We start from the raw sequence: 12,565 nt of genomic DNA, 5'->3' as shown, positions 1-12,565 counted from the left end.
CGACCGGCGTACAGTTTCAGCACCCAAGGCTATGTGAATACAGTCGTGTATCCAAAACATGATTGTATCCGATACGCTTGTGTATCGAACTGGAGTGAAAGGGACGGAAATGAGCACCCCACGCGTCACGGCTCGGCGGCATGAGACCCGTCGAAGGATCGTCGAGGCGGCGCTCGATCTGTTCGGTCGCAACGGCATCGACGCGACGTCGGTCGAGCAGTTGTGCGAGGCCGCCGGCTACACGCGCGGAGCCTTCTATTCGAACTTCGAGACCAAGGACGACGTCTGCGAGGCGGTCGCCAGGTACATGGCCGACGAGTGCATCGACGCGTGCAAGGACGCGCTCGACTCGGCCTCCTCGAGCGTCGACATCGGCGAGTTGTTGACCACGCTGTTCGGGGCGGCCGCGTTCGGCCCCGACCGGCACCGCACGATGATCGAGATGCAGTTGCGGGCCAACCGGGAGCCGGAGTTGGCCATGCGGTTGCAGCGGGCCCGTGAGGACCAGTGGCCGCTGCTGACCGAGGTGGTCGAGCGCGGCGCGGCCCAGGCCGAGTGCCACTTCTCGATCGACGTCCACGACCTGCTGCGGTTGTGTGAAGCGCTGTACTTCTCTCCGCTGCTGTCCAACGACGGGTCGAACCTGCGCTTGATGACGGCGGTCGTCGAGTCCTTGGCGGTAAAGGAACACGCGACAAGCTGAGCCGGACCGCCGCTCGTTGAGCCGGACCCCACCGCTCGTTGAGCCGGACCCCACCGCTCGTTGAGCCGGATCGCCGACGAAGTCGCGCGTCCGCGTCGAAACGTCCGCAACCTGAACGCCGACCCGCCCCACGACCACGGACGCTCGGCTTTCGGACCCCTCGACAGGCTCGGGGAACGGTCCCGCTCGTTGAGCCGGATCGCCGACGAAGTCGCGCATCCGCGTCGAAACGTCCGCAACCCGAACGCCATCCCGCCCCACGACCACAGGCGCTTGGCGTTCGGACCCCTCGACAGGCTCGGGGAACGGTCCCGCTCGTTGAGCCGGATCGCCGACGAAGTCGCGCGTCCGCGTCGAAACGTCCGCAACCTGAACGCCGACCCGCTCACGACCACGGACGCTCGGCGTTCGGACCCCTCGACAATCTCGGGGAACGGTCCCGCTCGGCATTCGGACCCCTCGACAAGCTCGGGGAACGGTCCGCTCGTTGAGCCGGATCGCCGACGAAGTCGCGCGTCCGCGTCGAAACGTCCGCAACCAATACGCCGTCCCACACCAGTGACCACGCAGTCTTCGGACCCCCTCGACTAGCTCGGGGACGGTCCCGCTCGTTGAGCCGGATCGCCGACGAAGTCGCGCATCCGCGTCGAAACGTCCGAAACCTGCACGCCTACCCACCCACGAGCGCGCTCGGTGCTCGGACCCCTCGACAGGCTCGGGGAACGGAAACCGCTCGGCATTCGGACCCCTCGACAAGCTCGGGGAACGGTCCCGCTCGCCTTTCGGACCCCTCGACAAGCTCGGGGAACGGTCGACACGACCGACGTCACCAGCCCCGCGCGACCCACTCCTCCAAGTGGGGCGACTCGGCCCGACCGTGGTCGACGGCCCGTGGCCGGTGTGTACGACCGTCTCGGACGGCAGTGTGAACAGCTTGGTGCGGATCGAGTCGATGATCGTGTCGAAGCTCGAGTAGTCCCACCGCGTCGCTCCCGGCCCACCCTCGAACAGCGTGTCCCCGGTGAAGACGGCGCCGAGGTCGGCCGCCACGAACGACGTCGACCCGGGCGTGTGACCTGGCGTGTGGCGAGCCTCGAGCGTGACCCCGGCGACGTCGAAGCGCTGCCCGTCCGCGATCGGCCCGAACCCGACCCCTCCGTGGCTCTGCTGCCACAAGAAGGCGTCCGATGGATGCAGCAGGAACGGGGCGTCGACGAGGCGCGCGAAGTCGACAACCGCCCGCACGTGGTCCCAGTGCCCGTGCGTCAGCAGGATCTGGCGGACCCGCCTGTCCCCGACCGCCCGGGCGACCGCCTCCGCGTCGTGCGCTGGATCGATGACGATGACCTCGCTGTCGTCGCCGACTATCCAGACGTTGTTCTCGTGCACCGGAGGCCCAGCCGGGTCGGAGTTGCCTGCCGTGACGAGGTGTTCGATGCGCGCGTCCATCTGCGACCTTTCCTTTCCGGCCAGTCTCGCACGACCCGCTCGCGCAAACCGTCCACCACTGCAATCACCCGGTGGCCCGGTTCTAGGATGAAGGCTCAACCTGAGGAAGGAAGCACATGCAGATCTTGATCACGGGTGGCGCGGGCTATATCGGCAGCACTGTTGCCTCGGCCTGCGAGGACGCCGGGCATCAGGTCGTCATCCTCGACGACTTCTCGACCGGCCGTCGCGAGTTCATCGGCGACCGCACGCTCTACGAGGGCGACATCGCCGACCCCGCCCTGCTTGACCGGATCTTCACAGAACAGAACATCGACGCGGTCGTCCACTGCGCGGCCAAGATCGTCGTCCCCGAGTCCGTCTCGGACCCGCTCGGCTACTACGAGAACAACGTCTCCAAGACCGTCACGCTGCTCGAGGGCCTCCAGCGCAACGGCGTGCACCGCTTCCTGTTCTCCTCCTCCGCCTCGATCTACGCGCCGGACGAGAACTTCGTCGTGACCGAGGCCTCGCCGCTGCAGCCCGGCTCCCCGTACGCCCGCACCAAGTTCATGGTCGAGTTCATCCTTGAGGACTTCACGAAGGCGTCCGACGTCAAGGTCCTGTCGCTGCGCTACTTCAACCCGATCGGCACCGACCCGAAGCTCCGCTCCGGCCAGCAGCTTGAGCACCCCTCGCACGTGCTGGCGAAGCTGCTCGAGGCCTGGTCGAAGCACGAGACCTTCACCGTCACGGGCGTCGACTGGCCGACCCGCGACGGTTCCGGCATCCGCGACTTCATCCACGTGTGGGACCTGGCGCAGGCGCACGTCGCCGCGATTGAGGGCTTCGACAAGGCCACCGCGGACAGTAGCTACGAGGTGTTCAACATCGGCACCGGCAACGGCGTGACCGTCAAGGAACTGGCCGCCTCGTTCGAGGAGATCTCGGGCGACCCGCTCAAGCTGGAGTTCGGCCCGTCGCGCCCCGGTGACGTCGCGGGCGTCTACACCGTGTCGTCCAAGGCGAAGGACGTGCTCGGCTGGGAGGCGAGGCTGACGGAGCAGGACGCCGTCCGCGACGCCATCGCGTGGCTCCCGGTCCGCAAGGAGAAGCTGGGGTACTGAACCCCATCGACGACGAAGACCGGTCGCCCTGCTTGGGGCGGCCGGTCTCTTTCATCGTGTTGGCCCGTGACCGGGTCACGCGCGGCGCCACGCCACCGTGCGGCGGCGTGGGCGGACGGGTGTCAGTCGGTGGCCTCGGACCACAGTTCGCGGCGTCGCGCCGCCTTGCTGCGATCAACCAGGCTGGTCGTGGTGAAGACCAGCGTCAGCAACGTCATCAGCCAGAACATCTTTCGGATCATGTGCATCAATCTATGAGAAGCAGGCGCCATCGCGACACCATTTACGGCCAGCTTAAGACCACGGTGCACAAGGAAGGGCCAAGGGTTGCCCGCGGTCTGACGTCCCCCTCGTGCCACAGCACATAGGCTGAGGCCCATCATGAAGGAGACTCGTTGGTCGCGGGAGACCCGCACCGTGCTGCGCGACGCGGCGGTCGCCGGGCTCTTGAGCCTGATGACGCTTGCCCCGCTGGCCTTCATCCCCGACTCGATGTACGCGATCAAGGCGATCGCCTGGTCGTTGTTGATGTGCGCGTCGGTCATCCCCCGTCGGGTGGCGCCGCTGATCAGCCTTGCGATCCTGACGGTCGCGGGCGTCGGGATGGTCTTCACTCTGACGGCGCCGATGCCGTCCCTGCTGGCGGTGCCGATCGTGATCTACAGCGTCGGCCGCTACCGCCGCCTGTCCGGCCTGCAGTACGTGATCGCCTTCGGTATCGCTGGCTCGCTCGCGGGCCCGATCTCCTGGACCCGTGACCTCGACGCGAAGTACCGCTTCCTCGGCACCTCGGTCGTCGTGCTGCTCTGCGCCTGCGTCGTGGCGCTCGCGTACCTGGGCGGGCGCTACATGCGGGAGCGCGTCCTGAACGCGAGCCTCGACCGCGAGATCGTCACGGAGCGCTTCACCGCCGCCCAGCGGCAGAGCGAGCAGGAGTCGCTGCTGGCAACTGGCCGGGCGCGCGTCGAGGTGGCCCAGGAACTGCACGACGTGCTCGCCCACTCGCTTTCGGTGATCGTGGTGCAGGCTGAGGGCGCGAAGGCGTTGACGGCGAAGCGACCGGAGGCGGCGGCGCAGGCGCTCGGCGTGATCGCCGAGACCGGGCGCAAGTCGATCGACGAGGTGCGCCGCATCGTGGCGCTGATGCGCGGCGAGATGGAGAGCCCGCGGTTCGGGCCTGCCCCGACGCTCAGCCAGATCCCCGAACTGGTGGCGGGAGCGGGCGACCGGATCGACCTGAAGATCTCCGGGGACGTTCCACTGGTGCCCGAGTCCCTCGGGCTCACGGCCTACCGGATCGTCCAGGAGGCGACGACGAACTTCCTGAAACACGCCGGCCCGACGGCGACGGCGACGGTCTCCGTCAGCTACCTCGCGGACGAGATCGACATCACCGTCTCCGACGACGGCATGGGTGCACTGTCCAAGTCGGACGGCAGCGGCTCGGGCGTCGCCGGGATGCGGGAACGGGTCGCCGCGATGGGCGGAACGTTGGAGGCTGGGCCGCGCGCTGGTGGAGGATATGAGGTGAGGGCTCAGCTACCGATGCCGAGCCGTCTGGGGAAGAGTTGGCTGAAGGAGGCCGCACGGTGATCAAGGTTCTGCTGGCGGACGACCAGTCGCTGGTGCGCAGCGGCTTTCGGATGCTGATCGACTCGGCCGACGACATGGAGACGGTCGGAGAGGTCGACAACGGCCGCGACGCCGTCGCCCTCGTCAAGACCCGCCCCGTCGACGTCGTCCTGATGGACATCCGGATGCCGATCATGGACGGCACGGAGGCGACCCGCCTGATCTCGGCACTCGACGTTGACACGAAGGTCCTGGTCCTGACCACCTTCGACCTGGACGAGTACGTGTTCGCTGCCCTGCGAAACGGAGCGAGCGGCTTCCTACTGAAGGACGCCCTCCCCGAGGAGTTGCTCGGCGCGATCCGCTCGGTCGCGGCCGGCGACGCCGTTGTGGCACCGTCGACCACGAAGCGACTGCTGACGCACTTCGCGGACCTGCTCCCGAAGGCCACCAAGGAGGACGGCAAGCGCCTCGACGCGCTGACCGATCGCGAGCGTGAGGTGTTGGAGGAGGTCGCGCGGGGCGCGAACAACCAGGAGATCTCGGAGCGCCTGTACATGGCCGAGGGAACCGTCAAGACCCACATCGGTCGCCTGCTCAGCAAGTTGGACGCGCGCGACCGCGTCGGCCTCGTCCTGATCGCCCTCGAGGAGGGCCTCGGCGACTGAGTCCGGTGGGTCCTGGGTCGAGGCGGTGCCGCTGGTTGAGCCGGGCAAAGGCGCGCAGCGCCGCAGCCCGCGTCGAAACCCCCTGGCGCCCGGACGGGCACTAACCACGAATCGGCCGCGCCCCACGTGGCCCGCTCCTTGAGCCCGGCAAGGGCGCGGAGCACGACCGCTGGTTGAGCCGGGCAAAGGCGCGAAGCGCCGCAGCCCGCGTCGAAACCCCTGGCACCCGGACGCGAGGCCCGAGATCAGTCGGCGGGTGCCTCGGCGCGCGACGTCAGCGACTCGGTGCCACGCTCGAACGTTTCCGCCCCGAGCCTGCGCCTCGCGCCGCCCATCACCGCAGCGCACACCGCGTACGCGACCGCGATGCCGACGAACGCGGCCACCGAGAGACCCTCGGCAGGCAGCACGAACGCGGCGACGACGCCCGCGAGCACGAAGGCGCCGTTGAAGGACATGTCGTAGAACGTGAAGACGCGACCCTTGTAGCGGTCATCGATCGAGGCCTGGACGATGGTGTCGACGCAGATCTTGAACGACTGGACCGCCAGCCCGATCAGGAAGCTCGCGACGAACAGCACCGGCTTCGCCGATGAGACGACGATGGCGAGCGACACGACCGCTCCTCCGACGAGCAGCCCGACGGCGGAGCGACCCAGCCCGAAGCGGCGGGTCAGCAGCGGCACGAGCGGCGCGGCGAGGATGAACCCGGCCCCGGTCGCGACGCCCCAGATGGACAGGTCGGCCAGCGCGGCGTCGGGGTCGGAGACCGGGTGCCACAGGTGACGTGCCGCCAGGATCACGGCGACGCTCAGCAGGCCGAACAGCAGGCGCGTGACGGCCATCAACGCGAGCGCGACGACCGCGGCCGGCCTGGTGCGCAGGTGTCGACCGGCCTCCGCCAGTCCGCGCAGCACCTCGCGGGCACCACCGGGTTCGGCGTCCGAGGTCTCCATCGCGTCGGGCCCGAGCGCGTCGCGGGGGAAGCCGCGGCAGATCAGCACCGAGCCGACGAAGCCGGCTGCGGCGATCACGAAGACGAGCGAGTTGGCCCGGTCGACCCCCAGGAGGTCGGCGAAGCCGAACCGGACCACGAAGCCGATCGCCGCGCCGAGCACCACGCCGAGGGGTCCGACCGTCGGGACGATCGAGGACGCCGTCAGGAACTCCTCACGGTCGACGGTGTGCTGCAGCCCGGCCGACAGCCCGGCGAGCATGAACCGATTGATGCTCATCGCGACCAGCAGCGCGCCGTACAACACGAACGCCCACAGCCCGGTCGTGGCGCCGCTGAAGATGATGACCGCGATGATCAGGGCCAGCACGCAGCGGGCGATGTCGGAGTACAGGGCGATGTTGCGGCGCGACCAGCGGTCGAGCAGCGGTGCGACGAAGGGGCCGACGACGGTGAACGGCAGCAGCGTGAGCGCGAGCACTCCCGCAATCGCCCACGCGTCGGGCTGGGTCTGAGGGGAGAACAGGATGTAGGAGGCCATCCCCACCTGGAGGGTGCCGTCGGCGGCCTGGCTGAGGATGCGCAGCGTCAGCAGTCGCCGGAACGGCGCATGCTTCCAGAGCCGACGAACGGCGGAGACGACCCCCATGGATCAGTCGGTGCTCTCCGCGTGCAGTGCGCGCGCCTTCTCGACCTCGCGGTCGGCGCCGGTCTCCTCCATCATGGCCTGCACCTTGTCCTCGGGGAACTTCATCAACGAGGTCTCCGACGCGAGCATCTTGTCGAAGTGGAGCTGACGGTCGCTCTCGTCCGCGTGGTACGCGGTGTTGAGGTAGGCGTGTGCGTGGCGCTGCACGGACTTCACGGCCGACAGCATCTTGCCCTTGGGCGAGACGATCGACGCGACGACCGTGACCGTCAGGACGCCGACGATGATGCCGAGCGACGTGTACGGGTCGAACGTGTAGACGTTGAGCGGCTTGCCGTCGTTGATCCAGGAGAACTGGTTGGTGTGCATCGCCTCGAGGATCAGCTTGACGCCGATGAAGCCGAGGATGATTGCCAGGCCGTACTTGAGGTAGACGAGCCGGTCGAGCAGGCCGTCGATGAGGAAGAAGAGCTGGCGGAGACCCATCAGCGAGAACGCCGTCGCGGTGAACACGATGTAGACGTTGTCGGTGACGCCGTAGATGGCGGGGATCGAGTCGAGCGCGAAGAGGATGTCGGTGCCGCCGATGGCGATCATCACGAGCAGCATCGGGGTGAGCACCCTGCGGCCGTTCTCGATGGTGAACAGCTTGTCGCCGTCGTAGTGGTCGGTGGTGCGCAGGAAGCGCTTGGCGAGCCGGATGATGAAGTTGTTTGCCTCGTCGTCGCCCTCCTTCTCGGGGGCGAGGAGGCGGCCTGCGGTGATGATCAGGATCAGGCCGAACACGTAGAAGGCCCAGGTGAAGTTGTCGATGATCGCCATGCCGAGGAAGATGAACGCCGCGCGGGCGAACAAGGCGAAGACGATGCCGAACAGCAGCACCTTCTGCTGGTCCGCACGGGGCACGGAGAAGCTGGCAATGATCACGACGAACACGAAGAGGTTGTCGACGGACAGGGCCTTCTCAAGGATGTAGCCCTGGAAGTAGTCGACGCCCATGCCGTGACCGCCGACGACCCACAAGACGACGCCGAAGAGGATCGCGAGTCCGACGTAGATGGCGGACCAGATCGCCGCCTCACGCAGCGTCGGTTCGTGCGCCTTGCGCACGTGGAAGAAGAAGTCGAACGCCAGCAGGCCACCGATCACGAGGATGGTGATGAGCCAGACGTTCAGTGAAACGTTTGTTGTCAGAAGGGCAGTCGTCAACAAAGAAGTTGCTCCTGGGCAGGCGAGAAATCGGGGTTTCTGCCATCGGTACCCTTCAGGGCCAACGTCGATGACTGCCCCCAGAATACCCGGCGGCGCTCTTTTCGCCCAACCTTGCACGCTCCGCCGGAAGCCTGTCGTGGCCGCCCGGTACCCTGTTCGATGAGGACTCACGAGGAGGTTCCCCGATGCGCCGCGCACTCGTCGCCCTGTTCGCTGCAGCCCTGTTGGTGGCCGGCTGCACCCCCGGCGACGCCCCATCGCCCTCGCCGACCTCCGCGTCCCCGACGCACAACGGACCAAAGGTCGACGCACAGGTCACGGAACTCGTCACCGCGCTCAACGCCAAGGATCTGTCGAAGCTGCGCACCGTGCAGGGCGGCACGACGGCGCAGACCGACCTGACGCTGATCTTCGCGGGCATGGACGACGTGTACCCCACGTTCACGGCCGGCCCCATCGAGTACAAGGACGACATCGCCACGGCGAAGCTGACCGTCGCCTACCCCGACCTGGGCAGCGGCTGGACGTATCAGACGACGGCGAGCTTCCGGCTCTCCGGCGACACCTGGGTTTTCGACTGGGCCCCGAGCGTCATCCAACCCGAACTGACGGAGAAGACGCGCCTGCGGCACGTCCAGAAGGAGGCCAAGCGCGGCTCGATCAACGACTCGGCGGGCCTGGCGCTCGTCGAGGAGCGGTCACGCTACGAGGTCGGCCTCGACAAGAGCGCGATCCCCGAGGCCGAGTGGGCGGCGACGGCCAACAAGATCGCAGGGCTTCTGACGATCGACGCGGGGGCCTACGCGACCAAGGTCGCCGCGGCAGGCCCGAAGGCGTTCGTCGTGGCCTCCACCGTGCGACAGGAGGACATCCCGCCGTCGATCACCGACGTGAAGGGAAGCCACGTCAACGAGGTCACCGCGATCCTCGGCCCCACCGACACGTTCGCCGTCCCGCTGCTGGGTTCCGTCGGGCAGCCGACCGCGAAGATGATCGAGGAGTCGAAGGGCAAGCTCACCGCATCCGACCGGGTCGGGCTCTCGGGCCTGCAACTGCGCTACGACACCCAACTGCGCGGCGTCCCCTCGCGGGTGATCGAAATGGTGGCGCGCAAGGGCGTCGAGGGCGTCCCGCTGAAGGTGCTGTTCCAGCAGGACGCAAGCATCGGCAAGCCGATCGACCTCGCCCTCAACCGCGACCTGCAGACGAAGGCCGAGTCGGTGCTCAGCACCCAGACGGGCATCGCGACGCTGGTCGTCATCGACGTCAAGACCGGCGGCCTGCTCGCCGCAGCCCAGTCGCCCCCGGCGGGCACCTACCCGTACGCCACCTACGGCAAGTACGCGCCGGGCTCGACGTTCAAGGCCGTGACCGCGCTCGCGATGCTGCGCTCTGGCGCGACGGCGTCGTCGACCGTGCAGTGCCCGTCGACGCTGAAGGTCGACACCTACACCTTCGGCAACTACTCGGGCTACCCGTCCTCGGGGCTCGGCTCGGTGTCCCTGACGGAGGCGTTCAAGTACTCCTGCAACACGGCATTCGTCGGCGCCTCGAAGGTGACGGGCGACCTGCTGCACTCTGCGGCCGGCTCGCTGGGCGTCGGCACCGACTACGACGCGGGCTTCACGGCGAACTTCGGCACGGTCGCCCCGACCAACGCGATCGACGCCGCCGCGTCCAGGATCGGCCAGGGCCAGGTGACGATGTCCCCCCTCGGGATGGCAGCGGTGGCCGCGTCGGTCGCCTCGGGCAAGACGACGATGCCATGGTTGGTGAAGGGGCACCAGGCGACCTCGACTGCGGCGCCGCTGACGGCGTCGGAGGCCGGGCAGTTGCAGACGATGATGAAGGCAACGGTCGACTCGGGCACGGGAAAGCCGCTCAAGGGCGTCATGACCGGCGCGAAGTCGGGCACCGCCCAGTGGGGCAAGACCGGCGAACTGCAGACCCATGCGTGGATGATCGCCTACAACGAGAACTACGCGGTATCGGCCTTTGTCGAGGTCGGCGACTCGGGCGGCACCACGGCCGCGCCGCTGATCGTCCAACTGTTCAGTTGATCCCTCAGTCGCCCGCGAGGTCGTGGGCGTAGGCCAGCGCGACGAGCGCGGCACGATCGGGGGTCGGGAAGAACCAGTAACCCTTCGATTAACATTCGTATGACCGAACATGCCCTGGGGGCAGATACCTCGAGATCGGAGTCGAGCCGAGGCGCCCCGTGTCTGGTGTTTCCGGTCGGGATCCACGAGGGCGCGCGGTCATCGCCGCCGCCCAGCCTGGCGGCCGAGGGGCGAGCGGACGCGAGCCCACACCCGAAGCGGTGCGGGCGTGGCCCGCGCCGCCGCGGATCGGCGAGCACCGACCGGTCCGAGTCGACAGCCCGGATCAGCCGACCGGGATCGGCGCGGGACGGAGGTAGCGGTTCAGGACGCGGTGCCAACGGTTGGCGGGGGCGTCGTGGGTCAGCGCGATCCCGGCGCAGTACTTGCTGACCGACACGTCGCGCTGCGAGTAGCGGTGCAGGATGCGGTCCGCGATGCTCGGGCTCTCGGCGGCCTTCGTCTCGACGAGCACCCGACCCGCAGGCACGGCGGCGCTGGTCATCGGCGACTCGAAGGTGAGGTCGACGTCGCACGTCAGCCGCAGCCCCGCCTCAGCATGCACGAACGTGGCCCGGCAGTAGCGGCTCACCAACGACGGACGCAGGTCGGAGGCGTCGGGCTCGCCGTCGAGGAGGTCGTCGACGAAGTCGCGCCCACCGCTGCCGAGCCGAAACAGTTCGGAAGGCGACCAGTCGGTGCGGTGCTTGACCGTCTCCCCACGGCCGCCCTTCTCCTTGACCTCCAGCATCGTGAGGTCGCTGTCGACGTAGCGGCGCGTGCGGACCTTGTGCCGGATCCGTCGACCCTGAACGTGATCGCGGTAGAACTGCAGTCGCGGGGTGTCGAAGTAGACCGACTCGTACCCGAAGACGCGCAGCCCGTCGATCTCCAGCGCCCGCAGCCCGGGGCCGAGGTCGCGTAAGACCCGGCCGAGAAGGGGCAGCGGCAGCAGGTACTTCTTGTCGATGCGCGTCTGGAGGCTCGCCTCCTCGGTCGTCTCCGCGAGGCTGATCGGGGCGAGCCGTTGGGCGAGGGTCGCCAGAAGGCGCCGGTCGCTCATCGCAGCACCATCGTCGGGGCAGCGACCGACGGCGACTGGGGCGCGTTCGGCGTCCACGCGGCCGCAGGCTGACCGTGGGGCGGCGTCGGGACCGGGCGGGGGTTGGTGATAGGGCGGTACCAGACCTCCAGGATGGTGAGGTCGCGCACCAGGTCGATCTCGCGGACGTCAAGGCGTCGGACGATGCCGCCGACGCGCTCGCCGACGATCCGTTCGAGGCGATCCCGGTCGAGGACGGCGACGTCGAGGGTCATCACGAGCGAACGACTGCTGCGCGTCAGGTGTGGCGAGTCGGCGATGGCGATCACGGTGAGCAGGCCCGCCGCGAGGACCGGGGTGACCCACCAGGAGCCGGGCGCGAGCCCGCCGATCAGGCCGAGCGCGAGGGCGCCGAAGTAGTAGGCGACCTCGGCCTGGCTGATCGGATCGGAGCGGAGCCGGATGATCGACAGCACGCCGAACAGGCCGAGCCCAAGACCCGCCCCCGCGCCGGCCGAGCTGCCCAGGGCCGCGGCGACCACCATCACGCCGACGTTGAGGGTGATGAACGCGAACATCAGGTCGCGCCGCCTGTGGCGTCGGTAGTACAGCGGTCCGGCGAGGATCACGATGGCGATCAGGTCGGCCGCGATGGCGATGAGGCTTGTCGAGGTAAACATGGGCGACTCCTTCCGATGACCATGACCCTGTCAGTAGGGAGTTGGCGGGCGATGAGGGGTTGATGAGAGACCTCTCAGTCGGCGACACCGCGGAACTGGACGGTGTTGACGTGCTCGGCGAGCACCTCCGCAGTTGAGACACAGCCGGGGACGATTGGCGCTCGGTGTTCGGACCCTCGACAAGCTCGGGGAACAGGCCCGCTGGTTGAGCCAGCCGCGGCGACGCAGTCGCCCCCGCTGCGTCGAAACCCCCTGCCACCCGGCCAGCGACCCAGCCACAACGACCAACGCCCGGCACTCGGACCCCTCGACAAGCTCGGGGAACGGGCCCGCTGGTTGAGCCAGCCGCGGCGACGCAGTCGCCCGCCGCTGCGTCGAAACCCCTACCACCCGGGCAGCGACCAGCCACAACGACCAACGCTCGGCGCTC

The 12,565-nt window shown here is 68.2% G+C and carries 9 protein-coding genes and 1 pseudogene; 5 read left to right on the top strand and 5 right to left on the bottom strand.

Going from position 1 to position 12,565, the window contains the following annotated elements:
- Positions 1-109 precede the first annotated feature (109 nt).
- Positions 110-703, top strand: coding sequence for a TetR/AcrR family transcriptional regulator (locus tag BW730_RS14885; protein WP_158522688.1), 594 nt, complete (start codon positions 110-112; stop codon positions 701-703).
- A gap of 951 nt (positions 704-1,654) precedes the next feature.
- On the opposite strand, the pseudogene BW730_RS14880 reads toward BW730_RS14885, so the two are convergent.
- Positions 1,655-2,152: pseudogene (locus tag BW730_RS14880) on the bottom strand (MBL fold metallo-hydrolase); the annotation flags it as partial.
- Positions 2,153-2,268: 116 nt separating this feature from the next.
- Between BW730_RS14880 and galE the strand changes: the two are divergent.
- From galE to BW730_RS14865, 3 genes are all read left to right on the top strand, one after another.
- Positions 2,269-3,258, top strand: a complete 990-nt coding sequence (gene galE / locus BW730_RS14875; protein ID WP_077686945.1) for a UDP-glucose 4-epimerase GalE — start codon at positions 2,269-2,271, stop codon at positions 3,256-3,258.
- Positions 3,259-3,639: 381 nt separating this feature from the next.
- Positions 3,640-4,851 (top strand): sensor histidine kinase, encoded by a 1,212-nt coding sequence (locus BW730_RS14870; protein ID WP_077686944.1) that lies wholly within the window; start codon positions 3,640-3,642, stop codon positions 4,849-4,851.
- A gap of 50 nt (positions 4,852-4,901) precedes the next feature.
- Positions 4,902-5,498, top strand: coding sequence for a response regulator (locus BW730_RS14865; protein WP_237268058.1), 597 nt, complete (start codon positions 4,902-4,904; stop codon positions 5,496-5,498).
- Between the two features lie 245 nt (positions 5,499-5,743).
- Here the strand turns inward: BW730_RS14865 and BW730_RS14860 are convergent, their stop codons facing one another.
- Positions 5,744-7,102: an MFS transporter gene (locus BW730_RS14860; protein WP_077686942.1), complete on the bottom strand. Its 1,359-nt coding sequence runs from the start codon at positions 7,100-7,102 to the stop codon at positions 5,744-5,746.
- 3 nt (positions 7,103-7,105) lie between these two features.
- Positions 7,106-8,311 carry a TerC family protein gene (locus BW730_RS14855; protein ID WP_226996843.1) on the bottom strand — a complete coding sequence of 402 codons (1,206 nt, stop codon included), beginning with the start codon at positions 8,309-8,311 and terminating at the stop codon, positions 7,106-7,108.
- 188 nt (positions 8,312-8,499) lie between these two features.
- On the opposite strand from BW730_RS14855, the gene BW730_RS14850 reads away from it, so the two are divergent.
- A complete protein-coding gene (locus BW730_RS14850) occupies positions 8,500-10,374 on the top strand; it encodes a penicillin-binding transpeptidase domain-containing protein (RefSeq protein ID WP_077686941.1) in 1,875 nt (624 codons plus the stop codon).
- A gap of 325 nt (positions 10,375-10,699) precedes the next feature.
- Here BW730_RS14850 and BW730_RS14845 read toward each other — a convergent pair whose 3' ends face one another.
- Together BW730_RS14845 and BW730_RS14840 are read right to left on the bottom strand one after the other, a co-directional pair.
- Positions 10,700-11,476, bottom strand: coding sequence for a polyphosphate polymerase domain-containing protein (locus BW730_RS14845; RefSeq protein WP_077686940.1), 777 nt, complete (start codon positions 11,474-11,476; stop codon positions 10,700-10,702).
- Complete coding sequence (locus BW730_RS14840) at positions 11,473-12,135, bottom strand: DUF4956 domain-containing protein (protein WP_077686939.1); 663 nt, start codon at positions 12,133-12,135, stop codon at positions 11,473-11,475. Before BW730_RS14840 ends, BW730_RS14845 begins: the two co-directional genes overlap by 4 nt.
- Positions 12,136-12,565 lie beyond the last annotated feature (430 nt).

The sequence above is a fragment of the Tessaracoccus aquimaris genome (assembly GCF_001997345.1).
Classification (GTDB): domain Bacteria; phylum Actinomycetota; class Actinomycetes; order Propionibacteriales; family Propionibacteriaceae; genus Arachnia; species Arachnia aquimaris.
Note: the sequence above shows the minus strand (reverse complement) of the source record. Positions and strands in the feature narration are given on the sequence as shown.